General features: G+C 60.6%; 26 protein-coding genes. 11 read left to right on the top strand and 15 right to left on the bottom strand.

The genetic code is table 11. The features are described 5' to 3' along the window. Positions 1–15: 15 nt before the first annotated feature. Positions 16–585 (bottom strand): GNAT family N-acetyltransferase, encoded by a 570-nt coding sequence (locus KI231_RS25545; RefSeq protein WP_213026652.1) that lies wholly within the window; start codon positions 583–585, stop codon positions 16–18. A gap of 83 nt (positions 586–668) precedes the next feature. On the opposite strand from KI231_RS25545, the gene KI231_RS25550 reads away from it, so the two are divergent. Next, the gene (locus KI231_RS25550) at positions 669–1,589 is read left to right on the top strand and encodes a histone deacetylase family protein (protein ID WP_213026653.1); all 921 of its coding nucleotides are present in this window, start codon (positions 669–671) and stop codon (positions 1,587–1,589) included. Between the two features lie 301 nt (positions 1,590–1,890). After that, positions 1,891–3,129, top strand: a complete 1,239-nt coding sequence (locus KI231_RS25555) for a TIGR03862 family flavoprotein (protein ID WP_213026654.1) — start codon at positions 1,891–1,893, stop codon at positions 3,127–3,129. Between the two features lie 105 nt (positions 3,130–3,234). Here the strand turns inward: KI231_RS25555 and rhlE1 are convergent, their stop codons facing one another. Both rhlE1 and yedA read right to left on the bottom strand, forming a co-directional pair. After that, complete coding sequence (gene rhlE1, locus KI231_RS25560) at positions 3,235–4,572, bottom strand: RNA helicase RhlE1 (protein WP_103303649.1); 1,338 nt, start codon at positions 4,570–4,572, stop codon at positions 3,235–3,237. 65 nt (positions 4,573–4,637) lie between these two features. Continuing rightward, positions 4,638–5,579 carry a drug/metabolite exporter YedA gene (gene yedA, locus KI231_RS25565; RefSeq protein WP_103303650.1) on the bottom strand — a complete coding sequence of 314 codons (942 nt, stop codon included), beginning with the start codon at positions 5,577–5,579 and terminating at the stop codon, positions 4,638–4,640. 163 nt (positions 5,580–5,742) lie between these two features. On the opposite strand from yedA, the gene KI231_RS25570 reads away from it, so the two are divergent. Continuing rightward, positions 5,743–6,198 (top strand): Lrp/AsnC family transcriptional regulator, encoded by a 456-nt coding sequence (locus tag KI231_RS25570; RefSeq protein ID WP_103303651.1) that lies wholly within the window; start codon positions 5,743–5,745, stop codon positions 6,196–6,198. Positions 6,199–6,325: 127 nt separating this feature from the next. Here KI231_RS25570 and KI231_RS25575 read toward each other — a convergent pair whose 3' ends face one another. From KI231_RS25575 to KI231_RS25585, 3 genes are all read right to left on the bottom strand, one after another. After that, positions 6,326–6,931, bottom strand: coding sequence for a 3'-5' exonuclease (locus tag KI231_RS25575; protein WP_213026655.1), 606 nt, complete (start codon positions 6,929–6,931; stop codon positions 6,326–6,328). 36 nt (positions 6,932–6,967) lie between these two features. Next, the gene (locus KI231_RS25580; protein WP_126366619.1) at positions 6,968–7,447 is read right to left on the bottom strand and encodes a LabA-like NYN domain-containing protein; all 480 of its coding nucleotides are present in this window, start codon (positions 7,445–7,447) and stop codon (positions 6,968–6,970) included. Positions 7,448–7,708: 261 nt separating this feature from the next. Then, positions 7,709–8,449, bottom strand: coding sequence for a DUF2076 domain-containing protein (locus KI231_RS25585; protein WP_213028840.1), 741 nt, complete (start codon positions 8,447–8,449; stop codon positions 7,709–7,711). 177 nt (positions 8,450–8,626) lie between these two features. Here KI231_RS25585 and KI231_RS25590 point away from each other — a divergent pair, with 177 nt between their 5' ends. From KI231_RS25590 to KI231_RS25600, 3 genes are all read left to right on the top strand, one after another. Then, positions 8,627–9,301, top strand: a complete 675-nt coding sequence (locus KI231_RS25590; RefSeq protein ID WP_103303653.1) for a YciC family protein — start codon at positions 8,627–8,629, stop codon at positions 9,299–9,301. A gap of 75 nt (positions 9,302–9,376) precedes the next feature. Next, the gene (locus KI231_RS25595) at positions 9,377–10,456 is read left to right on the top strand and encodes an endonuclease/exonuclease/phosphatase family protein (protein WP_213026656.1); all 1,080 of its coding nucleotides are present in this window, start codon (positions 9,377–9,379) and stop codon (positions 10,454–10,456) included. 75 nt (positions 10,457–10,531) lie between these two features. Then, complete coding sequence (locus tag KI231_RS25600) at positions 10,532–11,452, top strand: WaaS/CpsH family glycosyltransferase (protein ID WP_213026657.1); 921 nt, start codon at positions 10,532–10,534, stop codon at positions 11,450–11,452. Between the two features lie 142 nt (positions 11,453–11,594). On the opposite strand, the gene KI231_RS25605 is transcribed toward KI231_RS25600, so the two are convergent. From KI231_RS25605 to KI231_RS25620, 4 genes are all read right to left on the bottom strand, one after another. Beyond that, the gene (locus KI231_RS25605; RefSeq protein ID WP_103303656.1) at positions 11,595–12,431 is read right to left on the bottom strand and encodes an ABC transporter ATP-binding protein; all 837 of its coding nucleotides are present in this window, start codon (positions 12,429–12,431) and stop codon (positions 11,595–11,597) included. After that, on the bottom strand, positions 12,419–13,222 hold the full coding sequence (locus KI231_RS25610) for an ABC transporter permease (RefSeq protein WP_103303657.1): 804 nt from the start codon (positions 13,220–13,222) through the stop codon (positions 12,419–12,421). Before KI231_RS25610 ends, KI231_RS25605 begins: the two co-directional genes overlap by 13 nt. Before the next feature lie 10 nt (positions 13,223–13,232). Continuing rightward, entirely contained in the window at positions 13,233–14,219 is a 987-nt protein-coding gene (locus KI231_RS25615; RefSeq protein WP_103303658.1) for an ABC transporter substrate-binding protein, read from the bottom strand. Between the two features lie 632 nt (positions 14,220–14,851). Continuing rightward, positions 14,852–16,342: an aldehyde dehydrogenase gene (locus KI231_RS25620; RefSeq protein WP_213026658.1), complete on the bottom strand. Its 1,491-nt coding sequence runs from the start codon at positions 16,340–16,342 to the stop codon at positions 14,852–14,854. Between the two features lie 222 nt (positions 16,343–16,564). Here KI231_RS25620 and KI231_RS25625 point away from each other — a divergent pair, with 222 nt between their 5' ends. Next, positions 16,565–17,476 carry a LysR family transcriptional regulator gene (locus KI231_RS25625; RefSeq protein WP_103303661.1) on the top strand — a complete coding sequence of 304 codons (912 nt, stop codon included), beginning with the start codon at positions 16,565–16,567 and terminating at the stop codon, positions 17,474–17,476. On the opposite strand, the gene KI231_RS25630 is transcribed toward KI231_RS25625, so the two are convergent. The 3 genes from KI231_RS25630 to hrpB all read right to left on the bottom strand — a co-directional run bounded on the left by KI231_RS25630 (position 17,473) and on the right by hrpB (position 21,190). Next, positions 17,473–17,907, bottom strand: coding sequence for a hypothetical protein (locus tag KI231_RS25630; protein WP_213026659.1), 435 nt, complete (start codon positions 17,905–17,907; stop codon positions 17,473–17,475). The two genes, KI231_RS25625 and KI231_RS25630, sit on opposite strands and share 4 nt — an antisense overlap. A gap of 22 nt (positions 17,908–17,929) precedes the next feature. Further along, positions 17,930–18,502 carry a hypothetical protein gene (locus tag KI231_RS25635; protein WP_213026660.1) on the bottom strand — a complete coding sequence of 191 codons (573 nt, stop codon included), beginning with the start codon at positions 18,500–18,502 and terminating at the stop codon, positions 17,930–17,932. A 168-nt stretch (positions 18,503–18,670) separates the two neighbouring features. Next, a complete protein-coding gene (gene hrpB / locus KI231_RS25640; RefSeq protein ID WP_213026661.1) occupies positions 18,671–21,190 on the bottom strand; it encodes an ATP-dependent helicase HrpB in 2,520 nt (839 codons plus the stop codon). Positions 21,191–21,299: 109 nt separating this feature from the next. Here hrpB and pmcY point away from each other — a divergent pair, with 109 nt between their 5' ends. After that, positions 21,300–21,719 (top strand): periplasmic Zn2+ metallochaperone PmcY, encoded by a 420-nt coding sequence (gene pmcY, locus KI231_RS25645; RefSeq protein ID WP_103303665.1) that lies wholly within the window; start codon positions 21,300–21,302, stop codon positions 21,717–21,719. 15 nt (positions 21,720–21,734) lie between these two features. Further along, entirely contained in the window at positions 21,735–22,643 is a 909-nt protein-coding gene (locus tag KI231_RS25650; protein WP_103303666.1) for a cation diffusion facilitator family transporter, read from the top strand. Here KI231_RS25650 and KI231_RS25655 read toward each other — a convergent pair. Further along, complete coding sequence (locus tag KI231_RS25655) at positions 22,637–23,698, bottom strand: DUF6515 family protein (protein ID WP_213026662.1); 1,062 nt, start codon at positions 23,696–23,698, stop codon at positions 22,637–22,639. The genes KI231_RS25650 and KI231_RS25655 overlap by 7 nt on opposite strands. A gap of 465 nt (positions 23,699–24,163) precedes the next feature. On the opposite strand from KI231_RS25655, the gene KI231_RS25660 reads away from it, so the two are divergent. Next, on the top strand, positions 24,164–24,643 hold the full coding sequence (locus KI231_RS25660) for an Lrp/AsnC family transcriptional regulator (RefSeq protein ID WP_007909658.1): 480 nt from the start codon (positions 24,164–24,166) through the stop codon (positions 24,641–24,643). A 189-nt stretch (positions 24,644–24,832) separates the two neighbouring features. Beyond that, complete coding sequence (locus KI231_RS25665; RefSeq protein WP_003228500.1) at positions 24,833–25,042, top strand: DUF2788 domain-containing protein; 210 nt, start codon at positions 24,833–24,835, stop codon at positions 25,040–25,042. Here KI231_RS25665 and KI231_RS25670 read toward each other — a convergent pair. Continuing rightward, positions 25,037–25,672 (bottom strand): pseudouridine synthase, encoded by a 636-nt coding sequence (locus KI231_RS25670; RefSeq protein WP_249412074.1) that lies wholly within the window; start codon positions 25,670–25,672, stop codon positions 25,037–25,039. The two genes, KI231_RS25665 and KI231_RS25670, sit on opposite strands and share 6 nt — an antisense overlap. Positions 25,673–25,700 lie beyond the last annotated feature (28 nt).

Genomic DNA, 25,700 nt, shown 5'->3' on the forward strand with positions numbered 1-25,700 from the left:
AACGTCCGTGTCGGCTTATCCATGCAAGGTTTGCAGCCACTGCTCCCGGGTGATGCGGTACAGCACATGTCTTCTCAACGGGTGATCGGCGGCCAGCTTCGGATGATCAAAGTCATCAGCCGGCGCATGATGCATGCCGATTGCCTGCATGACTTTTTCCGATGGCAGATTGCTTTGCGCGGTGAAGGACACGATCTCTTTCAGCGCCAACCGATCAAAGCCGCAACGCAGAGCGGTCCAGGCCGCTTCACTGGCGTAACCGAGGCCCCAATGTTCCTTGGCCAGACGCCAGCCGATTTCCACCGCCGGGGTGAACGGCGCATCGAAACCGACCACGCCCAGGCCGGTGAAACCGATGAACTCGCCGCTGTCCTTGCGCTCCAGCGCCCAGAGGCCATAACCGTGCTCGGCAAAATGCCCACGCACACGGCCGATCAACGCGGCGCTTTCCAGTCGACTCAACGGGGCGGGAAAGTAGCGCATCACCTGCGGATCGGCACACATCGCCGCAAATGCCGGCAAATCCTCGTCCTGCCACTGACGCATCAGCAGGCGTGCGCTTTCAAGTTCCAGTATCGGCTCCATTGTGCCCCTCCGTTTCCATGCCGCAAGTCTACATCGCTGGTAGGATCCTTCACTCTTTCCTACGTTTCCTACATGAAATCACCATGCCACTGCCGCTGATCTACCACGAAGACTACAGCCCGGAATTCCCGGCGGATCACCGCTTTCCCATGGACAAGTTCCGCTTGCTGCGCGATCACCTGGTCGACAGCGGCCTGACAAGTGACGCCGCGTTGCTGCGCCCGGAAATCTGCCCCAACGATATCCTCGCCCTCGCCCATGACCGTCGTTATATCGAGCGCTACATGAGCGGCGAGTTGTCACGCGAAGACCAGCGGCGCCTCGGCCTGCCGTGGAACGAAGCATTGGCCCGGCGTACCGTCCGCGCGGTTGGCGGCTCGATACTGGCGGCGGAAAAAGCCTTGGAGCACGGTTTGGCCTGTCACTTGGCGGGCGGCACGCATCACGCCCATTACGACTACCCGGCCGGGTTTTGCATCTTCAATGACCTCGCGATCATCAGCCACTATCTGCTGCAAAGCGGCCGGGTGAACCGGGTGCTGATCTTCGATTGCGATGTGCATCAGGGCGACGGCACTGCGCGGATCCTCCACGACACCCCGGAGGCGATCACCGTTTCCCTGCACTGCGAGAAGAACTTTCCTGCACGCAAAGCCGAAAGCGACTGGGACATTCCGCTGCCCAAAGGCATGGGCGACGCCGATTACTTGAACGTGGTGGACGACGCGCTCAACTATTTACTGCCGCTGTATCAACCGGATCTGGTGCTATATGACGCTGGCGTCGATGTGCACAAGGACGACGCCCTCGGTTATCTGCAACTGACCGATGAAGGCGTCGCCGCCCGCGATGAAAGCGTGATGCGCCACTGCCTGGGTCGCGATATCCCGGTGGTCGGCGTCATTGGCGGCGGTTACAGCAAGGACCGCCACGCCCTCGCCCGCCGCCACGGCATTCTTCACCACAGCGCGCAGCGGGTCTGGCAGTCACACGGCTGTCATTGAGTTGTGCTGCGTTACCCACAATCGCTGTGGAACGGCCTGTGGATAACCTGAGCGAAAGGGACTACAGGCCATGCTGGCTATGGCCTGCAGCACGCTGATCAATTTTCAACCAGTTATTGAATCGCACGAAAATTCCCCGGTGGGAGCGAGCCTGCTCGCGAAGGCGTCCGGACATTCAAGATTTAACTGACTGACCTGGCGCTTTCGCGAGCAGGCTCGCTCCCACAAGGATCTCCCATCTCTCACATTGGTTTGCGCTGTTAGAATGCGCGCCTTATCCCGCCAGACCGCAGCGCACGCCATGACCCAGACTCCCGCCGCCCTCCCCGCTCACATCGCCATTATCGGCGGTGGCCCCGCCGGCCTGATGGCCGCCGAAGTGCTGAGCCAGGTCGGAGTGCGCGTCGACCTCTACGACGGCATGCCCTCGGTGGGCCGCAAGTTCCTGCTGGCTGGCGTCGGCGGCATGAACATCACACACTCCGAACCCTATCCGGCCTTTCTCTCACGCTACGCCGAACGCGCCCCGCACATTGCTCCGCTGCTGCGCGGGTTCGATGCCGACGCACTGTGCCGCTGGATTCACGACCTGGGCATCGAGACGTTTATCGGCAGCTCCGGCCGTGTATTCCCCACCGACATGAAAGCCGCCCCGCTGCTGCGCGCCTGGCTCAAACGCCTGCGCGACAGTGGCGTGGTTATCCACACCCGCCATCGCTGGCTCGGCTGGGATGAAACCGGCGCACTGCGCATCGCCAGCCCCGACGGCGAAATATCCCTCAAACCGGACGCCACCCTGCTCGCCCTTGGCGGCGGCAGTTGGTCGCGGCTGGGTTCGGACGGCGCATGGATGCTGCCCCTGGAGCAGCGCGGTGTAGGACTGGCGCCGTTGCAGCCGAGCAATTGTGGCTTCGAGGTGCAAGCCTGGAGCGAATTGCTCGTGAGCAAATTCGCCGGGGCGCCGCTGAAAAATATCGCCATCGGTTTGAACGATGACATCCCCCGCCTGGGCGAATGCGTGATCACCGCGACGGGGATTGAAGGGAGTCTGATCTACGCGCTGTCGGCACCGATTCGCGAAGCGATCAATGTGCATGGCTCAGCCACTGTTCACATTGATCTGCTGCCGGGCCGACCTGTGGATAAATTGCAGGCTGCGTTGAGCAAACCGCGTGGCTCGCGCTCGATGGCCAAGCATCTGCACAGTCAGGTCGGGATTGACGGGGTGAAAGCCGCGCTGTTGCGTGAACTCACTGACGCTGCGACCTTTGCCGATCCAGCGTTGTTGGCTCGGGCAATCAAGGCGTTGCCGCTGACGTTGATCAAAACCCGGCCGCTGGACGAGGCGATCAGCAGCGCCGGCGGTGTCAAGTTCGAGGCGATGGATGAGCGATTGATGCTCAAGGCGTTGCCGGGGGTGTTCTGTGCGGGTGAGATGCTGGATTGGGAAGCGCCGACGGGCGGGTATCTGCTGACGGGATGTTTTGCCAGCGGGCGGGCTGCGGGTTTTGGGATGCTGGAGTGGTTGCGCAAGGACTGAAGACCGCGTTGTGCCCTTCGCGAGCAGGCTCACTCCTACAGGGGAATGCGTTCCAATGTAGGAGTGAGCCTGCTCGCGATAGCGGCCTTACAGGTGCAGCGAATATTAAGGTTTACGCTTGCGCGGCCCGGTGTTGAATACCGGCACCTTGCGCACTGGCTTGATCGAAGGCTCCGGCGCCTGCGTCTCGCCGCTATCGACCCACTTGCCCAAATTGCGCTTGCCACCACCGCCAGACGTCTTCGGCTTTTTCGGTTTCTTCGGCTTCTTGATCACCTGACCGCTGGCGTCGGTATCCGGCACGCGGTGTTCAGGTTCGAAGTCCGGTTCGTTCTGACGCTTCAGCGTCTGACGCGTGAGCATCTCGATCGCCGAGAGCATGTTCACTTCATCGGCACACACCAGCGAAATTGCCTCGCCGGTAGCGCCCGCACGACCGGTACGGCCGATTCGGTGAATGTAATCCTCAGCCACGATCGGCAGATCGAAGTTGACCACCAGCGGCAGGTCTTCGATGTCCAGCCCCCGCGCAGCCACGTCAGTCGCGACCAGAATCTGCACTTCACTGAGTTTGAAACGATCCAGCGCACGCTGACGGGTTGCCTGCGGTTTGTCGCCGTGGATGCCATCGGCGTTCACGCCCAGGCCCTGAAGTTTTTCCACCAACGCATCCACACCATTGCGGGTCTTGGCGAACACCAGCACTTGCTTCCACTTGTTCTTGCGCATCAGGTGCACGAACAGTTCGGCCTTGCGCTTCTTGTCCACCGTCACTATCCACTGTTTGACGGTGTTGGCGGCGACGTTGCGCGGGCTGACTTCGATGCTCAACGGATCGTTGAGCATCTGCCCGGCCAGCAGGCGGATGTCGTCGGAGAAGGTCGCCGAGAACAGCAGGGTCTGGCGCTTCTTCGGCAGCATGCGGTAAATGTTCGCCAGTTCTTCGGAGAAACCGAGGTCGAGCATACGATCGGCTTCATCCAGCACCAGAGTTTGCAACTGATCGAGTTTCAGCGCGTTCTGGCGGAACAGGTCGATCAGGCGCCCGGGCGTGGCGACGAGCACATCAACGCCGCCGCGCAGCTTCATCATTTGTGGGTTGATGCTGACTCCGCCGTACACCGCATAAGTGCGCAGCGGCAGGTTTTCGGCGTACTGGCGCACAGACTCATGAACCTGCTCGGCCAACTCGCGGGTCGGCACCAGAATCAGCGCACGCGCCGAATTCGCTGTGACTTTCGGCCCTTCCATGGTCAGCAACTGCAACAGCGGCAAAGCGAAACCGGCGGTCTTGCCGGTGCCGGTCTGGGCGGCTGCCATCAGGTCACGGCCGGCCAGAACGGCCGGAATGGCTTGCGCCTGCACCGGCGTCGGGGTCTGGTAGCCGAGCGTCTCGAGGGAGCGCAGCAAGGGTTCGATCAGGCCAAGGGAGGCGAAAGTCATGGGAGTACCGTAGGAAAAATCAGCGCGGTTGCGCAAAACAAGGATGCAATTGCGCGCAGTTTACCCTAATTCACACGCTGCTCAGTCGGAATGGCTGTCTTCGGCGGCTCCACGACGAGCGGCTGCGCCGGGCGCCGCCACTGTGGCAGACCGATCAGTACCACGGCACTGATGATCACCAGCATCGCCAGTGCTTCTTCGATCCCGATGGTCTCGCCGACAAACACAATCCCCAGCAACACCGCCACCGCCGGGTTGACGTAGGCATAACTGGTCGCCGCCGCCGGACGCACGTGCTTGAGCAAGTACATGTAGGAATTGAAGGCGATGATCGAACCGAAAAAGATCAGGTACGCCAGCGCCAGCCAGCCTTCCACGGGGGGCACGGCTTGCAGATGTTCGCCACTCACCGCACTGCCGATCAGCAGAGCCACGCCGCCGACCAGCATTTCCACGGCACTGGCCATCGCCCCTTGCGGCAACGGCAAGTGCTTGCTCCACACCGAACCGAACGCCCAGGTCGCCGCCGCAAAAATCAGCAACGCCGCGCCCATCGGACTCGATTGCAGGTTGGAGCCCATGTTGAGCATGGCGATGCCGATGATCCCCAGCGCCACCCCGGCCCATTCAAGGCGGGTATTGCGCGCCCCCCAGAAATAGCCACAGAGCAACGTGAACAGCGGGACCGTCGCCACCGCCAATGCCGCAACGCCGGACGCCACCCCGGTGTGCTCGGCAACACTGACCGCGCCGTTACCGAAACTGAGCAGCAAAATCCCGATGATCCCCGCCGCTTTCCACTGCGCCCAAGTCGGCGCCGGTGCCCCGCGCCAGCGCAGGAAGGCGTACATCAACGTCCCCGCGATCACGAAACGCACACCGCCGAGCATCAGCGGCGGCCAGTACTCAACGCCGATGCGGATCACCAGATAGGTTGACCCCCAAATCACATACAACGCAAAAAACGCGGCGATCAGAGGTAAGGAAAAACGGCGCAAGGCAGGCATGGGCAGCTCGAATGTCAGAGGTAGCGGATGAATTATTCTAGAAAGGCCGGTGAGCAAAAATAAGTTACAAAACCTGTTTATCGCGCCGGTACACTTTTGAAAACACGGAGATCGACGGGATAAACCACGATTTCGAAAGTCTGGCATTTTCAGGAGTTCAGCCTTGGACAAATACGACCGCATGCTGCTCAGCGCTCTGCTCGAAAACGGACGCGCGTCCTACGCCGATCTGGCGCGCAAAGTGAACCTCTCCGCCCCCGCCGTCGCCGAACGCGTGGCCAAGCTTGAGGCAGCCGGGGTCATCACCGGGTATGAGGCGAAAATCGACCTGTCGAAAATCGGTCTGCCGATCCAGTGCATGATCGAATTGCGTCTACACCAGAACGGCAGCCAGAAGGTCTACGACGAACTGGTGAAAATCCCGCAACTGACCGAGTGCTTTCGAGTCACGGGCGATCCGTGCGTGATGATGAAGGGCGCGGTGGGCTCGATGCCGGAGCTGGAGGAGTTGATCAACCGGGTGGCGAAGTTCGGCTTCAGCAAGACCTCGATTGTGCTGTCGAGCGCCATCGAAAAACGCGTGCCGCTCGGCCAGATCGAAGGCAACGGCAAATCCTGAGGACGATGATGCCTCCTGTGGGAGCGGGCTTGCCCGCGATGACGCCATCACATCCAACAATTTGGGTGGCAGACGGTAAGCCATCGCGGGCAAGCCCGCTCCCACAGGTAATTTATTTGCCTGAAAATCAGCGAAAGCGCTGCAAGTGTTCCGTGACTTTGGCGGCAGGGACTTTCTGCAATTTGCACAGCAGGTCGTGCGACAGCTCGCGCACGCCGTGCTTGCTGCGCAACTCTTCAGCCAGATGCGCCATCAGGTTGGCCGCCATCTCGGCATCGGCCATGGCCCGGTGAGCCTGGCCGGTATGCGGCAATCGCGCGAACGTGGTGAGGGTGCCGAGTTTGTGGTTTGGCGCGGCCGGCATCAAGCGGCGGGCCAGCAGCAGTGAGCAGGCGAAGTTCTGCAACCGCGTGCGCTTGATCCGCCCCAGTTCGAAATCCCAGAACTTCTGGTCGAACGAGGCGTTGTGCGCGACCAGTGGCGTGCAGCCGACGAATTCGTTGACCTCTTCCATCACCTTCTCGGCCGACGGCGCGGTGCGCAGCATGGCGTTGCTGATGCCGGTCAGTTGTTCGATGAAGGCCGGGACGCGCACGCCGGCGTTCATCAGGCTTTGGTAACGCTCGACGATGCGGCCGTTTTCCAGCATGACCACGGCGATTTCCGTGGCGCGACAGCTGCTGTTCGGCGAGAGGCCGGTGGTTTCAAAGTCGATGACTGCAATGCGTTCCAAACCGGGTTTAACTCCGTTCAATTCTTGAGTAGTCGCTTAGTTCTTCAGCAGCAGCGCGCCTTCGATCGGCACGTAACGGCTGGCGGCGCGGATCAGCGAGTTGGCGGTCAGGCCCGGCACGCCATAGGCTACGGCTTGCACGCCGTGCTTGCTGATGATGCGTTCGAGCAGCATGTCGAAGTCACCGTCACCGGAGGCCAGGACGATTTCGTCAACGTGATCGGCGGCGTCCATGATGTCGAGGGTGATGCCCACGTCCCAGTCGCCCTTGGCCGAGCCGTCGCTGCGCTGGATGTACGGCTTGAGCTTCACGGTGAAACCGAGGTTGCGCAGAATCTGCTGAAACTGCTGCTGCTTGCTGTCACCACGGTCGATCGCGTAGGCGTAGGCCTCGACGATCTGCCCTTCCTTGCTGATGTCGGCCCACAGCGCGGCGTAGTTGAAATGGCAACCATAGGCCTGACGCACGGTGTAATAGAGGTTCTGTACGTCGGCGAACACTGCGATTTTTTTCACCGGAGTTCCTGTGAGCGCGCAAGCGCCCGAAGCGGGATCAGGCGCCTGGCCCGAAAAAGGCGCCCAGTATGCCAGCCATGAGGAAGTTTCAGCGAATAAACACCGGCAGGCGCCGAAGTGCTACTGACGAATGGTGAATGTGGTGAGGGGATTTATCCCCGACGGACTGCGCAGCAGTCCCATTTCTGGGGCCGCTGCGCTGCCCATCGGGGATGAATCCCCTCACCACAGGTCTGGTATCAAAGCTGAGAAATGTGGGGGTCAGACAAAGGAATCGTCGTCATCGAAGAACGACGAGTTGTCATCGCTATAGTCGGTATCGGTAAATCCGCCTTGGTCATTGCCAGCCATGCGCTGATCGTTGTCCCAGTCGTTGTTGCTCTGGTCAGCCACCTGCGCCGGCTCTTCCTTGATCACCTCAACAATTTCTTCCGGCTGCTGGTTGTGGTGGAACAGGCTGCTGATGCCTTGCGCCAGCATCACGCCGCCCGCCACACCTGCAGCGGTTTTCAATGCGCCACCGAGGAAGCTGCTGCCCGCTGCCGGGGCCGCTTGCTGCGCGTAGTTCGGTGGCGGTGCGCCGAAATTCTGTTGCGGGGCCGGATTACCAAAATTCTGCTGCGGCGCTGGTTCGCGCCAGCCGCCAGTGGACGCCGGGGCGCTCTGGGTCGGCGCCGGGCGTGGGCTGCCACCAAAGATGCTCGACAGGAAACCACCGCCGCCGCTTGGTGCCGGTGCCGCACTTTGCGCCTTGGCCGATTGCAGTTCGGCCTGAAGACGCTGGACCTGCTGGGTCAGTTGCTTGTTCTGCTCGTCGAGGCTTTTGAGCGCCGCCTCTTGCACCAGAATCGCCTGGGTCATGAAATAACCTGCGGCCGGCTGGCGTGTCAGGTGTTCCTTGATCCGCGCCTCGGCCTGGGCGTCACGCGGGGCTGCCTCCGTTTCGGCTTGTTGCAGCCGGGAAAACAGTCCATCGATCAGGGTTTGCTCTTCGCTGTTCATGGCGACCTCGTAGATTGCCGGGATAACGTTGCCCTCGCCCACTGTGGACAAGGTGCTCTCCTGTAATGGAGACAGTGACAGGATGTTTCAACGACCTTTACCGAATGTTTACGTTTGTGTCGCCCCGCGCATCATCGGTTAAAGTGAGCCACTGTTTTCGACCTGCGATACCGACTGATGAATGCCTTAGAAGTGCTGCGCGACTCTCTGTATTTTTTCAAACGCCATTTGGCCAGCATCGTGCAGTTGTGCCTGCCGCTGGTGATCGTCGAAGCATTGCTGCAACAAGTGGTCGACCGCGCCAGCGATCCGGACAGTTTCTCGGCTTACAGCATCATTGTCGGGCTGCTGGTCTATCCGTTGTACACCGCCGCGCTGATCCTGTTTCTCGACGCCCGCACCCGTGGCGAAGCCCCGCGCACCCTCGACCTGCTGGCGATGTCTGCCCGGTTGTGGCCGCGTTTCGCCCTGCTCACGGCGCTCAACACGTTGCTGATTCTGCTGGGGCTTTCGCTTTACTTCCTGCCGGGGCTGATCCTGATGGTGATGCTGGCTTTCGGCGAATACCTGCTGGTGCTGCGTGGCCTCAATCCATTGCACGCGATGAAGGAAAGCCTGCGCCTGACCCGTGGGCATTTCTGGCGGATCCTGCTGTGCATTCTCTGTGTGATGGGACCGCTGTGGCTGCTCAAGGGCTTGACCCTGCAGGTCTATCCAGACCCGCAGAACCCGGCACTTGCCGTACTGATCGACAGTGCCCACAGTTTCCTGCAACTGTTCACCAGCGTGGTGCTGTTCCGTCTGTTCATGCTGATCAGTGAATTGCCTGACAAGCGCGACAGATCGGTCTGACGGTTTTGGCCTTGGGCGACGGCGGCGCACTCGGGTATGCTCGGGGCCACTTTCTGTAACGCTATAAGCCGAGCCATGACCCGCCTGCTGCGCTACACCCTGCTCCTTGTTGTGCTCGCCATCGCGCTGATTGGCGGGCTGATCTTTGGCCTGACCTGGCGCCCCGACGCCCGGGAAACCCTGCCGGTCAGCTGTACCGGAACGCCGCCGACGCTGGTGCCCGGGCAGGCGCTGAAAGTCATGACCTGGAACGTGCAGTACCTGGCGGGCAAGCGTTACGTGTTCTGGAATGACCAGGCCGAGGGCGACGACGAAGCGCCAACGCTGGAAGACATGGCCTTCAGCCTTGATGAAGTGGCACGGGTGATCCGCGACGAACAGCCCGATGTGGTCCTGTTGCAGGAACTGGATGACGGTGCCAAGGCCAGCGACTATCAGGACCAGCTCAAATTGTTGCAGGAACGCGTGGCCGATCTGTATCCGTGCAGCGCCAGTGCGTTTGACTGGAAAGCCGACTTCGTCCCTGAACCACACATCTTCGGCAGCGTTGGCCGACAACTGGCGACGCTCAGCCGCTACCGCATCGAGCATGCCGAACGCCTGCAATTGCCAGTGGCATCAAGCAATTTCATCAGTCGCCAGTTCCAGCCGAAAGATGCGCTGCTGGCGACCAAACTGCCGCTCAGCGACGGCGGGCAACTCACCGTATTCAACACCCATCTGGAGCGCGCCAGCCAACCGGACGACACCTTGCAGGCGCAAGTGGCCGCCGTGGCCAAGGTGCTCGACAAGTATGAAAGCCAGGGCTTGCCGTGGCTGATCGGTGGCGATTTCAATCTGTTGCCGCTTGGCCAATATCGTCGTTTGCCTGCCGAACAGCGCAGGCCGTACTCCGCCGACAGCGAGCTGCACCTGCTGTGGGACAAATACCCGATGATCCCGACCAACAACGAAGCCAGCGGCATCGACCGTGCACAGTGGTTGACCCACTACCCCAACGACCCCGGTCTCAATGGCCCGGATCGTACGGTCGACTATCTGTTCTACAGCCCGAAGATCAAACGGATCCAGGCAACGGTCCGTCAGGACGATACGCTGCGTATCTCCGATCATTTGCCGGTGATTGCCCGCTTCCTGCTCCCCGTCGCGCCCTAGCAACCGGCGTGAGCAAACTGCCAGCCAGCCCCACCGAACATGGCGTCAGCCCCGAATTGAAGAAATGGAACTCGCATGAAAATCTTACTGGTGTGCAAGGACATCGGCGGTTACGCCGGCAAACTGGCCGACTACCTGAAACGTGACAACGATGTGTGCTTCATCGATACATCGTCGCTGTCCAACCGTTTTGATCGAGCCCCGAAGATCCTCCGCCGCCCTCTGAAGCGCTGGGCGCAGTTGCGCCAGTTCAAGAAGAGCCTCGGTGCATCGGCGCACTTTCACGTCGGGTTGATCATCAATCCGGCGCAAATCGAACCCAGGCAACTGACCGCTGCCCTCAATGCCTGCGACCGCAAGATCGCTTACCTCTACGACAGTTTCAGTCGCTGGCCGATGACCCGCGAAGCGCTTGCCGGTTATGACGAGGTGTTTTCCTTCGACCCGGAGAATGCTGAAAGCTACGGCCTGAAAAAACTCTACAACTTCATCTACGACGACTACATCGCCGACGGCGAGCCCGGTGAATACTCGGCGTTTGTGGTGATGGCGGGCAAGGATCGGGTGCCGGCACTTGAAGGGCTGGCGCAGGAGTTCGATCGCCTCGGAGTCACCGATTACAAGTTTCTGGTCCAGTGCAAACCGGTCTCGGGCGCGCATCCGGGCATCACATTTTTCGAGCAGAGAATGTCGCTGGAGTCGGTGGGTGAACTGGTCAAGCGCTCGCGGATCATTCTCGACATTGCCAAGCCCGGTCAGGCCGGGTTGAGCTTCCGTTTCTTCGAGGCCATGGCCTCACGGAAGAAAGTCATCACCACCAACAAGAGCGTGGTCGACTACGACTTTTACAACCCGACGAACATTCTGGTCATCGATGAGGCCAACCCGGTGATTCCGGAGCGGTTCATTACGGATCCGTATGTCGACGTGCCTGAACACGTCTACCAGAAATACACCCTGCAAGGATGGGTCAAAACCGTGTTTGCCGTGCCGTGAACTGACCTCGCCAACAGCCCGCACACATCCCCCTGTGGGAGCGAGCTTGCTCGCGAAGGCGTAGTGTCAGTCGATGAATGTGTGACCTGAGCCAGCGCATTCTTGAGCAAGCTCGCTCCCACAGAGCTGGTGTATCAGCGCATCAGTGCACTTCTTCCAGATCATCATGCAGCAGCCCGAAGATCTGCCGTTTCATGTCGATGAACGAGCGCTCCATAACCATGTCCAGTGAGCGTGGCCGCTCGATCGGCACATCGAGAATCTGTTTGATCCGCCCCGGTTTCGCGCCCATCACATAGACCCGGTCGCCAAGCAGAATCGCTTCGTCGATGTCGTGGGTGACAAACAGCACGGTTTTCTTGCTGTTGCCCCACACCCGCAGCAACAGTTGCTGCATCTGCAAACGCGTCTGGCTATCCAGCGCACCGAACGGTTCGTCCATCAGCAAAATCTGCGGATCATTGGCCAGCGCCCGGGCAATGGCGACACGCTGCATCATCCCGCCCGAGAGCTGTTTGGCGTAATTGTCGGCGAACCCGGTGAGGCCGACTTCGTTGACGTAATAATCGACAATCTCCTTGCGCCGCGCCGCCGGCAGGCCACGACGCTTGAGGCCGAACTCGACGTTCTGCCGCACCGTCAGCCACGGGAACAACGTATAGCTCTGAAAGACCATGCCGCGATCCGCGCCGGGACCTTGCACTTGCTGGCCGCCAACGTAGATCTCGCCGGAAGTCGGTTCAGCCAGGCCGGCGGTCAGGTATAACAGGCTCGACTTGCCGCAACCCGACGGCCCGACCAGCACGGCGAATTGCTGATCCGGCACCTCGAACGACACCTCTTCCAGCGCGGTAAACGTTCCGCCATCGGGCCTCTTGTAACGCAGGCTGACCTTGTCCACCTGCAAGCGTGGCGCGGCTTGCGCCGGTGCCGCGAGCGGCTCGATAAAGCGATGATTGGCAGCAGTCACTGAGCCCATGCGGCAACCCTCAAGCGGAGAAAGCGGAACAGTTGATCGGTGACCAGACCGAGCAGGCCGATGATCGCGATGGCGAGGAAAATCACGTCAACCTGAAAGCCGCGCATGGCTTTCAGGCTCAAATAACCGAGGCCGCTGGAGGCCGCGACCAGCTCGGCCACCACCAGATAGGTCCAGGCCCAGCCCATGGTCACCCGCAAGGTATCGAGCACGCCGGGCACCGACGCTGGGGCGATCACGTGCAACACCGCATCGCGGCGGTTGGAACCTAACGTATAGGAGGCGTTGATCAAATCCTTGGAAATGCCTTTCGACACATCGGCAATCATCACCAGTTGCTGGAAGAACACGCCGAAGATAATCACTGATACGCGCTGCTCCAGACCGATGCCGATCCACAGGATGAACAGCGGCACGAACGAGGTCACCGGCAGATAACGAATGAAATTCACCAGCGGTTCCAGAAACGCCTGGACGATGCGGAAACTGCCCATCAGCAATCCCAGCGGCACCGCAACCAGCGACGACACAATGAAACCGACCATGACCACTTCGACGCTGGCCCACACATGCGTGCCGAGGGTGCCGTCGCGGCTCAACCGCACGGCCGCTTCGACCACCGCACCCGGAGTAGGCAAGAACATGCCCGGCACGATGCCGCCATAGGACAACCCGGCCCACAGGCCGACCAACAGCACCCAGGCCAGACCGCTGGCGCTCCAAACCACGGGTACTGGCAAAGCGGTTTTCGGCGTGAGGCTGCGGCTCAGCCACGAATTGCGCTTGAACATTGCAAACCTCCTAGAGCGGGCTGACGAAACGGTTGTCGACCAGATCGTCATGGCTGACGTTGTAGGGTTTGCCCTGCAACTCGCTGGCGGTTTCGTTGGCCAGTTTGATCAACGCGGCGCTGTCACCCGGCTGGCCCGGCGAGCCGAGGAGTTTTTCGCTCATGGCCTGATCGTAGAAGCGCACGCCCTGCGCCGCAGCCGCCAGCTCCTTCGGATCGGACAGATAACCGCCAACGCCTTTGGCCATGATCTTGTAAGCATCTTCCGGATGATCCTTGGTGTACTGCACGGCTTTGTACAAACCGGCGACCAGGGCCTTGACGTCTTCCGGCTGTTTTTCGATGACGCTGCAGTTGAGCGCTACCACATCGACGATCACCCCGGGCGTGGTGCTGCTGTCGATCAACACCTTGCCTTGCTGCTTGTCGCGCACCATCGACAGATGCGGTTCCCAGGTCACCGCCGCCGGCACGCGACCGGCGATGAACGCGGTGGCGGCATCGTCAGCGGTCATGTTCTGCACGGTGATGTCGCTCATTTTCATGCCGTTCTTTTTCAGCAGATACGAGAGCCAGAACTGCGAAGTCGAGCCTTCGTTCACCGCCACGGATTTGCCCTTGAGTTCCTGCAGGCTCTTCACCTCCTTGCCGACCAGCACGCCGTCGCCACCATGGCTGTCATCCAGCGCCGCGACAGCCTTGAAGCAGAATTGCGGGCGATACTTGAGCACTTCATCGATGGTCGACGCCGAGCCGGACAGTTGCCCGGAGGCCTGCGCGGCCATGTACATCGAGGCCTCTTCGACCACGGGTAATTCGACGGTCAGGCCGTTTTCCTTGAAATAGCCCAGGTCCTGAGCCAGATAAAGCGTGCCGTAGCCGACCCACGTGGTGTGGCCGATGGACAGGGTGCCGGCCTCGGCGCTGGTGGCGACTGTGGCGGCCAGAGCGGTGATTGCCAGAGGATGAGCGAGACGAATACACAAGGACTTGATCATGGAGCACTCCCGACGCTGTTGATTTAGTTTTGTCATGGGCAGTACGGCCAGCGCCAAATGCTGTGAATGCACACTGCGGTCTCTGCTGGACTCTGGCGTGAACCACTTGGGCTGGCGAGATCGATGGTGGCCCATGTGCGCGGTGAGGAAAATCAGGAAATTGTTGGCTGCGAACAATGAAAAAACTGCTTAGTGCGCACCGCAAAAGAGCGAGGCTTGCGGAGATGTTCGAGGTCGGTGCAAGTCGGGGATTTTCTGTGACAGAAAGAATGCCATCGCTGGCAAGCCAGCTCCCACAGTGATCTCGGTTGTACCCGGAATATGTGCACACCACTGAAACCTGTGGGAGCTGGCTTGCCAGCGATGGCGTCAGGTCAGTCGAGATATTCGTTGCTGACCCACCGCTATCGCGAGCAGGCTCGCTCCTACAGGGATCTCGGTTGTACCCGGAATTTCTGCACACCACCGAAACCTGTGGGAGCTGGCTTGCCAGCGATGGCGTCAGGTCAGTCGATATCTTTGCTGCCTGACCCACCGCTATCGCGAGCAGGCTCGCTCCCACACTGGATCTATGCCGTACCGAGAATCCCCTGTGGGAGCGAGCCTGCTCGCGATAGCGGGGCGACGCGGTTTCAGCGCAATTGGAACCAGGTGGTTTTCAACTGCGTGTATTTGTCGAACGAGTGCAACGACAGGTCGCGACCGAACCCGGACTGTTTGCCGCCGCCAAATGGCACCGTCACGTCCAGCGCATCCACCGTATTGACCGACACCGTACCGGCCCGCAACTGCCGCGCCACTCGGTGTGCGCGGTTGAGGTCATCTGTCCAGAGCGACGCCGCCAACCCATACACGCTGTCATTCGCCAGACGCACGGCCTCCTCTTCACTGTCGAACGGCACAACCGCCAGCACCGGGCCGAACACCTCTTCACGAAACAACGCCATATAGGCTTTCACGCCAGTGAAAATCGTCGGCTCGATGAAGTTGTCCGAGCCATTGAAACGCCGTTGCTGACCGCCACATACCAGCGTCGCGCCCTGCTCTTGTGCCTGGCGAATGGCGCGCATGATGCTCGCCGTCTGCTGCTGATCGACGATGGCACCCGCGCGGCTTTGCGGATCCAGCGGATCGCCCGGCAACCAACGCTCGGCCTGCGCTTGCAGACGCTCGACAAACTCATCATGAATCGAACGTTCCACCAGCAATCGCGAGTTGGCCGAGCAGACTTCGCCCTGATTGAAGAAGATCCCGAACGCAGCTTTCTCCGCCGCCAGCTCCAGATCCCGGCAATCGGCGAAGACCAGATTGGCGCTCTTGCCGCCGCACTCCAGCCCCACCTGCTTGAGGTTTGATTGCGCAGCGTACTGCATGAAATATTTGCCAACCTGCGTCGAACCGGTAAACACCAGACAATCGACATCCGCGTGCAAACCCAAGGCCTTGCCGGCCTGCTCGCCAAGCCCCGGCAGCACATTCAGCACACCCGGCGGCAGGCCCGCCTCCAGCGCAAGCTCGGCCAGACGCAAGGCCGAAAACGGGGACTGCTCGGCCGGTTTGAGGATCACCGAATTGCCCGCCGCCAGCGCTGGCGCGAGTTTCCACGCGGCCATGTCCAAAGGAAAATTCCACGGCACCACAGCGGCAACCACGCCCAGTGCTTCACGGGTGATGGTCGCCAGCACGTTGGTCGCGCTCGGCGCAACCTGGTCGTAGAGTTTGTCGATGCTTTCGGCGTACCAGCGGAACACGCCAGCGGCGCCCGGCACGTCGATGTTGTAGGCGTCCATCACCGGTTTGCCCATGTTCAGCGAGTCGAGCAGCGCCAGCTCTTCGCGATGGCTCATCAGCAAATCGGCCAGACGCAACAACACTTGCTTGCGCTCGGCCGGCGAACGTCGCGACCACACGCCCGCCTCAAATACCTGTCGGGCATTGCCCACCGCTGCGTCGACATCGGCCTCGCCGCACGCGGCAACGTTGGCCAGTAACTGGCCGGTAGCCGGGTTGATCGCGGCGAAGGTCTGCCCCGATTGCGCCGCGTAATGTTTGCCGTCGATCACGGCTTGATCGGGAAACTTCAATGCAACGGCGCGGCGCTGCCACTCTGCAAGCTCGAACACGGCGGATGCTCCTAGGGCTTTATTGTGCCGTCGATGGTCGCTCAGGCCCGCACGGGCTAAAAATAGTAAAAATGTCTTCGCAGGCAATAAAAACACTGGGCAGTGACTTCCCCCAAACGCCGCACAGGTGGCTATGGTTGAGGGATAAGAACAACGTCGCGCAGCGGACGCGGCGGCGCACAAATTGCTTGGAAGTCGAGTCCGCTCGTCCTGAGGTTTGCCGTGGCCGCCTACAATTTGCGTCAGTTGAAATACTTCATCACCACCGTCGAGTGCGGCAGCGTTGCCGAGGCTTCACGCAAGCTGTACATCGCTCAACCGGCGATCTCCACGGCGATCAAGGCGCTGGAAGACAGCTTCGCCGTGCAACTGCTGATCCGCCATCACGCCCAAGGGGTTTCTCTTACACCGAGCGGCGCGCGTTTCCTGCGCAAGGCCCAGGAACTGCTGCGCATGGCCAAGGAGTTCGAACAGAACGCCCTTGCCGATAACGATGTGGTGGCCGGGCAGATCGACATCGGCTGTTTCGAAACCGTTGCGCCGTTGTACCTGCCGCAATTGATCGCCGGGTTTTCCGCCCTGTACCCGGGCGTGAAGATCCGCATCCGCGACGGCGAACAACAGGAACTGGTACAAGGCCTGACCTCAGGCGCGTTTGACCTGGTGATCCTCTATGAACACGAACTCGACGCGACGATTCAGACCGAACCGCTGATGCCGGCGCAACGACCCTATGCGCTACTGCCGGCCGATCATCGCTTTGCCGAGTACAAGCAAGTGTCGCTGCGCGATCTGTGCCTGGAACCGATGATTCTGCTGGATGTGCAACCGAGCCGGACCTACTTCGTCAGCCTGTTCGAAGAGCTGGGCCTGACGCCGCGCATCGAGTTCAGCTCACCGTCCATCGAGATGGTGCGCGGGATGGTCGGTCAGGGTTTCGGCTTTTCGATCCTGGTTACGCGACCGCATTCGGAATGCACTTACGACGGCAAGAAGGTTGTGTGCGTGGACATCGTCGAGGACGTCACCGGTTCAGGTTTGGTGGCGGCGTGGCTCAAGCGTGGGCAACTGACCAAACCGGCGCAGTTGTTCGCGGATTATTGCCGCGAACAATTGACCGCCAAGACCGCTTAGAACCCTGGCGGAATGTAACCGGGGACATACCTTACGTTGGTGCATTTGCCATGAAGGATCCGTCCATCTTCAATCAGAAACTGCGCGATCTTCTTTTGTTGGTTGATCTTCGCCTGCAACTTGCAATCGGAACTGTGCCCGACTTGCTGATAATGCTCGGTGTACACCATGCCGTTGCCGGTATGGGTCATCGAGGTCCCGGCCGCTTCGGTGGTTGACCAGCTCGACGACTTGTACCAGGTCAGCACAGCGTAGGGCTGGCCGTCCGGACCGGTTTCCTTTTTCATCGAATCGGGTTTGCCGAACAGGTCCAGCGCTTCCTGGGCATCGCGACCTTCCCAACGGTTCTGTGCGATGGTCGAACAACCATTCAAGAGCAACACCGCCAGAATTGTCGCCAGCGGTAAACGTGTTTTCGTCCACTGTTTCATCGTGAGTCCCCTGACAGATCGCTTATTTTTTCAGCTCGAGCATGGTGTCCATGTCGTCCATCATCTGGCTCTTTTCCTGAACCGGCGCGAGCTTGAAGAACATCTGCTGCAGGGTCTGGATCATCTGCAAGTATTCCATCTTGCCCAGCGTGACCATCTCGTTCTTATTACGACTGCCAGGCGTACAGGCAAACTTCAACGCTTGCTGGATCCAGAATTCTTTCGGAGCCTGCCATGTATCCGAGACTTTCAAGTGGCGCATCGTATAGGCCAGACGCTCGATCGACTGGCCGTTGATAAAACGCACCTTACCGGCGGAGCACTGAGCTTCAAGGTTGTAGACATCAATCATCGGTTTTCCCGGCTCTTCGTAAACCAGGGTCACCGCAACCATCGTCGCGCCTTTGGTTTTTTGCGATGGCACCACTGACGTGGCATCGGCGACATACATGATGTTTTTATGCGCAACACCGTTGCCGTAGATGATCCACCAGTCGCCAACAGGATTGGATTGTTCGGCGCTGACCGAAGTGGAGGCGGCCAGCAGCGCAGCCGACAAGAAGAACAACTTCTTGAACTTGAAGAGTGATGACATAGGGCGATTCCGTTCCTTGGCGGCAGCTTGCAAGGCAGCAGGTCTGCTTATTGTTCAAGCCGCGACTTTAGGAGGGCAAACAAACAAGGGCAATTAGGGCGGATGTGCTAGTGGCGCACCGCCATGAGCTCTAAATCGCCAGGATCGCAAGTTGCGATCCTGCGCGCCTCAGGTGCCGCGCGGTTTGGCCCGCGCGGTGGCCTCGGCTACCAACGGATCATCCGGCCAGTAATGCTTCGGATAGCGCCCTTTCAAATCCTTCTTCACTTCTGCATAGGTGCTGCGCCAGAAGTTGGCCAGATCCTGCGTCACCTGTACCGGACGCCGCGCAGGCGATAACAGGTGCAGCTTGACCACTTGCCGGCCGCCAGCGATTCGCGGGGTCTCGGCCAGGCCGAACAACTCCTGCAATCGCACCGCCAGAATCGGTGGAAACTCGCTGTAGTCCAGACGAATCGACGACCCCGACGGCACGCTCAGATGATGCGGCGCTAACTCGTCCAGGCGTTGCGGCAGTGGCCACGGCAGCAGGTTGCGCACGATGCTCGACAGATCGAGGTTGGCAAAATGACTGAGTCGCGAGACCTTGCCCAGATACGGCATCAGCCAGTCTTCAAGGGTTTTCAGCAGCGTTGCGTCGCTGACATCCGGCCATTGGCTGTCATCCTGATTCGTCAGATCGAGCTGGCGCAACAACGCCACCCGCGCCTGCCACTGACGCAGTTCCGGTGTCCATGGCAGCAGCTCCAGACCTTTGCGCCGCACCAGATTGACCAGCGCCTGACTGCGTGCGGCTTCATCGAGACCGGTCAATGGTTCGCGACTCAAGATCAGCTCGCCGACCTTGCGCTGACGCTCGGCGCGCAGCACACCTTCGCGCTCGTCCCAGTCCAGTTGATCGACGTTGCGCACCTGCTCGGCGAGCACGGAATCGAACAGCGCCGGATCGAAATCCGCCGCCAGATAAATCCGTTCCTCGCGCTGGCCCTGACGGCTGCCGAGGTCGGCAATGACGATCCACGGCTCTTTCATCAGGCTGTCGGCCTCAGCGAACAGCGCGGCGCGACCGTTGGCCAGTCGATATTCGGCACCACCGGCACGCCGCTGTTGCGCGACGCGATCCGGGTAAGCCAGCGCCAGCAACGCGCCGAGCCAGCGCGGATGATCGGGATCGCTGACCGGCTCGCTCGCCTTGCCGCGCAGGTAACCGCGATATTGCCGCGCCAGTTGCCGGGCGCGCTGCACACCACCCTGCGCGCCACGGGCAGCGCGCTCCTCGCCAGACAGCAGCACCAGGCGACTGTGCAAATCCGCCCCGGCGCCGCGCAAGATATCGCGCTCGCCGAGCAATGCAGCAACGTCGCACGCCATGTTGGCCAGGCCCAACGCCTGACCGCGCAGCAACAAATGGCCGATGCGCGGGTGCGCCGGCAATTCAGCCATGGCCTGACCATGAGTTGTCAGCGCTTCGCCTTCCAGCGCGCCGAGCCGCTGCAGCAAATCCTGCGCCTGTGCATAAGCCGCTGCTGGCGGCACATCCAGCCAGACCAGTTCGCCCGGCGTCACGCCCCAGCGCCCGAGTTGCAGCGCCAGGCTGGCCAGATCCGCCGAAAGAATTTCCGCGCTGCCATACGCCGCCAGTTGTTCGTGCTGATCCTGCGACCACAGGCGATAGCAAACGCCCGGTTCCAGTCGCCCTGCCCGACCGGCACGCTGGGTGGCGCTGGCCTTGGAAATCCGCTGGGTATCCAGACGCGTCATGCCGCTGCCGGGATCGAAACGCGGGACCCGCGCCAACCCGGCGTCGATGACCACGCGCACACCGTTGATGGTCAAACTGGTCTCGGCGATGTTGGTCGCCAGCACCACTTTGCGCTGACCGGCCGGTGCCGGATCGATCGCTGCGCGCTGGGCGTTGAGGTCGAGTTCACCGTGCAACGGGCAGAGCAAGACGTCTTTGCGCTCACCGATGGCGTCGGCCAGTTGTTGATGGACACGACGGATTTCCGCCTGCCCCGGCAGAAACACCAAGAGGCTGCCGGTCTCGTCGTGCAGGGCTTCGAGTACGGTTTGTGTCACGCGCTGATCGATGTATTCGCCGGGCTGGAACGGACGGCCCCAGCGCATCGTCACCGGATACATGCGCCCTTCGCTGCGCAGGATCGGCGCGTCATCGAGCAACCCGGCCAGACGTTCGCCTTCAAGGGTGGCGGACATCAGCAAAATCTTCAGCGGCTGTTCAGCTCGAAACAGCTCGCGACCGTTCAGACTTAAGGCCAGCGCCAGATCGGCGTCGAGGCTGCGTTCGTGAAATTCGTCGAATATCAGCAGACCCACGCCTTCCAGCGCCGGATCATCCTGCAAGCGCCGGGTGAGAATGCCTTCGGTGACCACTTCGATGCGGGTGTTGGGGCCGACCTTGCTGTCGAGGCGGATGCGATAACCGACGGTTTCACCGACCTTCTCGCCGAGTTCACTGGCCAGTCGTTCCGCAGCAGCACGCGCAGCGAGACGGCGCGGTTCGAGCATCAGAATGGTTTGCCCCGCCAGCCACGCTTCATTGAGCAAAGCCAAGGGCACGCGGGTGGTTTTACCGGCGCCGGGCGGTGCTTCGAGCACGGCTTCGTGGCGTGTCGCGAGGGCTTCACGCAGGGCGGGTAAAACTTCATCGATCGGCAGCGAATTCATACTGGCTCCAAAACAGAGCCGCGAGTATAACGGCGAACTGCTTGGCGTTCGTCAGGGTCTTAACTTCACAAGACGAAGCTTCGTTATCAGATGACTCAGGAGATTTTCCATGCGCTTACCTTTTCGCCTGATCGGCGGTGTACTGGTCGCCACCCTGCTCACCCAAATCACCGCGTGCGGTTCGATTTTCTATCCGGATCGTCGCGGCCAGATCGACGGCAAGATCGATCCGGCGATTGCCGTGCTCGATGCCGTGGGCCTGCTGTTCTACGTTATTCCCGGCCTGATCGCGTTTGCCGTCGACTTCGCCACGGGGGCGATCTATTTCGAACCAGGGCACACCGCGCAGATCGATCCGGCCAAGCTCAAGCAAGCCATCGGCCCGGATGGTCAGGTCGATAACATGAAGTTGCAGGCTATTCTCGAATCTGAACTGGGCCGCAATCTGCCGCTGGATGATCCGCGCCTGATCCAGCACAAAGGCAGCACTCAACAACTGGCGATGTTCGGCCTGCAACCTGCCGCATAAGGAATCAAAAACTTCATGACCTCCAGCCCCGAACACGCCCGCCTGCTGCGGTTGGCGACACGCGCCTCGGTGGCGGTGGCCTGTACGCTGATCATCGCCAAAGCCATCGCCTGGTGGCTGAGCGGATCAGTCAGCATGCTCGCCGGCCTTACCGACTCGGCGCTGGATGGCATTGCTTCGTTGCTCAATCTGCTGGCGGTGCATTACGCACTGCGCCCGGCGGATGACGATCACCGATACGGCCACGGCAAGGCGGAATCCCTGGCCGGCATGGCGCAGGCATTGTTCATCGGCGGCAGTGCGGTGCTGATTGCCTTGCAGGCCTATGAGCGGATCAAGCAACCTGAACCGCTCGGTGCGCCGTGGATCAGCATTGGTGTGATCATTTTCTCCCTGCTGCTGACAGTGGCTTTGCTGATCTTGCAGCACCGGGTAGTCAAGCAGACCGGCTCCAACGCTGTGCGTGCCGACTCGTTGCATTACCGATCAGACTTGCTGCTTAACGGCAGCATTCTGGTGGCGCTGGTGCTGGCCGGGTTCGGCTGGCAACAACTGGACGCGTGGTTCGGCCTGGGGATTGCCGCGTACATTTTGTGGAGCGCGGTCCAGATCGCCCGGGAGAGCTTTTCGGTGCTGATGGATGAAGAGCTGCCACCGGACGTCAGTCAGCACATGCTCGAACTGGCGTGCAGTGTGCCGGGAGTGTTGGGCGCGCACGACTTGCGCACGCGGATTTCCGGCAACCACTGGTTCGTGCAGTTGCATCTGGAGCTGCCGGGGGAATTGACCCTGTCAGTCGCGCACGGCATCAGCGATCAGGCGGCCGATGCCATTCACAAAGCCTACCCACGGGCCGAAGTGCTGGTGCACGCCGACCCGCAGGAAGTGGTCAAGGCTGAACGGACGCAAACCCGGCTTCAGTAACTCACCTGATAACCGCGACTGCTCAGGCAATTGCCCTGCGCCTGACGGTACGCTTGCACCACTTCGGGCGCCGGTTGATAAGTCGCGCTGCGCGGATCGAAACCGCTTTGCTGCACGGCGTACTGATAGCACTGGTACCCGTCCTGCTGCACCTGCTCCGGCGACTGACCGTTGGCCGGGTAAGCCTCGACGTCATAGCCCTGTGATTGCGGCTGCGGCTGTTGCTGAACCGGCGGCTCGACCACCACGTAATCCTGCGTCGCTTCTTGATAGGCGTAGTAGGAACCGGCCGCTAGAAACAGCAGCGAACCACCGATCCACACTTCACGGGCGTAGTCCGGCAAGTACTGAGTGCGGATACCCCGTGGCGGCTGCACGACGATGTAACGCGGGCCTTGCGGACGGTACCAGTAACCACCGGAATAGAAGTAATCCTGGCCACGATACGGCACGCGATAGTCGCGATCCGGGAAACGGTCGATCACATGCCCCGGCCGATATTGCGGGCCTGGGCCCCAACCGTTGCCATGCCCGTCCGGACGCCCCGGCCAGCGATTGTCGTTGGGCCGGTTGTTGGTTTGCCAATGCTGGTTGTTGTAACCGTTCTGCGGACGTTCGTCGCGGTAGTAACCCTGACGTGGCTCCTGAGTCTGGCGCACGGCATCGGGTCGTGGCTGGATCGGCAGGCTATTGGCCGGCAATTGCGGCGGCGGTGGCGGCTGACGTACCGGATTCGGGTTGTAGGCCGGACGGTTCTGATCGTGGTTCTGCCATTGGCCGTTATTGTTGTGCTGCTGGCCGTTGTGCTCGAACTGACGACTGTTGTCGCCACGAATGATCTCGTTGTTCTGCGGACGAGGCTGATTTTGCGGCGGCGGATTATTCTGCGGGCGCGGCTGATTGTTGCCGCCATGACCCTGATTGTTGCCCTGATGGTCCTGACCGTGGCCACCGCCCTCCGGTCCGCGACTTTGTGGATCATCGGCAAGTGCTTGCACACTGACACTCACACACAGCAAACCAACACTGGCCAGATGCCAGATGCGCGACTTCATGAAATTCCTCACTGTGGCTGGCGGCCTGTCATCAAGAGGGGCCTGTAGCTAAGACCGGGAATGTACAGGCCCGGTTCTGCAACAGGTTATCAGTCACGAAACTTATTTATTGAGGACGGCGGCGCATCGCGGCAAAAATCGCAGGCAAGAAAAAAGGGAGACCCGTCGGCCTCCCTTCTAGAGAACTTCGTCCTGGCTCGACGCTTTTGACGTCGGCTCACCTCACGCCGTCTTCTGGACAGTGTGCAGCTCGGGGGCCGGCACGACCCCGGTGGGGGTGGCGGCCGCGGCGGGCCTGATAGGCGGGCCGCAGTGGACTGTGTTACCGAGCAGTGATTCTGGTGATAAGAATAGGCCCGGGGCCACGACAGATGATTGCGAAGATTGCTGAAATAAACACCACTTGCGCAATTTTTAACCCTGGATAGATAATCCGCCGCAATAGTTACAACCAAGGACAGATTGATGAGCAAACTCGACCGTTACGACTTGAGCATTTTGGCGGAATTGCAGCGCGATGCCCGCATCTCCAACCAGGAGCTGGCCGAGCGCATCGGTCTGTCGCCGTCGCCATGCTCGCGCCGGGTCAAGCAACTGGAGGATGACGGCTATATCTCGCGTCAGGTGGCCTTGCTTGATCGCAAGATGCTCGGCCTGAGCCTGACCGCGTATGTGCTGATCGGCATGGACCGGCACACGCCGGAGCGCTTCGAGAATTTCGAGGCGGCTATCCGTACGTTGCCGCAGGTGCTGGAGTGCAGCCTGGTGACGGGCGTGGATGCTGACTATCAGTTGAAGGTGGTGGTGCCGGACATGGATCACTATCAGAAGCTGTTGCTCGGGCATTTGACCAGGATTGAGGGCGTGACCAGTGTGCGTTCGAGTTTTGTGCTGAATCAGGTGTTGAACAGCACTGAACTGCCCTTGACCCACCTGCGTAGCTGAAATCGTCTTCGCGAGCAGGCTCGCTCCCACAGGGGAATGCATTCCAAATGTGGGAGCGAGCCTGCTCGCGAAGAGGCCGGTACAGGCACCTTATAACTGCGGCACACCGACGCAGGTCAATGCGGCTATGCCACCCTCGGCGTATAATCCCCGCCGCCCTTCCTGCCCCGCCTACGCCGGAGATGACCGATGGATCCAGCAGTATTTGAAGAATGGATGATGACTGGCCTGGTCAGCATCCTGATCATTTTCATGGGTTTCATCGTCTGGGATCTGGCGAAGAAGTCCAAGGCCGGGCGCTTTGGCTCGTTCATTCTGTTTTTCGTGCTGGGCCTGGGCGTGGCCGCGTTCATCATTAAAAGCGTGGTGATCGGCCTGATCGAGTCCGGCGCTCTATAAGCGCGCCGGCACTTCTTTCCACTGGCCCTGATCGAGCCCTTCGATCGTCCAGTCCCCAATCCTGACCCGCACCAGTCGCAAGGTCGGCAGCCCGACCGCCGCTGTCATCCGGCGAACCTGACGGTTGCGCCCCTCGCGAATCACCAATTCCAGCCATGAGGTCGGCACGGTCATGCGAAAACGTACCGGCGGGTTGCGTGGCCACAACTCGGGTTCGTCCAATTGCCGCGCTTCAGCGGGCAAGGTCATGCCGTCATTCAGTTCGACACCGTCGCGCAGACGCTGCAATTGCTCGACCGTCGGCACGCCTTCAACCTGCACCCAATACGTCTTGGCCAATTTGTGTTTGGGGTCGGCAATCCGCGCCTGCAACTGCCCGTCATTGGTCAGCAGCAGCAAACCTTCGCTGTCGCGATCAAGGCGTCCGGCCGGATAGATGCCGGGCACATCAATGTAATCCTTGAGCGTCGCCCGCCCTTCACCGTCGCTGAATTGCGTCAGCACATCGAACGGTTTGTTGAACAGGATCAGCTTTGGCTCGGCCGGTGGCGCTTTGGCGACACGGCGCGGGGAAGACAATTGAGGCTTCGCGCCAGGGCGGCGGGAAGGTGGACGCGGGGGACGGGACATGGCGAAAAGAACATCTAACGGTCAGGGC

Origin of the sequence: Pseudomonas sp. Seg1 (genome assembly GCF_018326005.1) — a bacterium.
In the GTDB taxonomy this organism is placed as follows: Bacteria; Pseudomonadota; Gammaproteobacteria; order Pseudomonadales; family Pseudomonadaceae; genus Aquipseudomonas.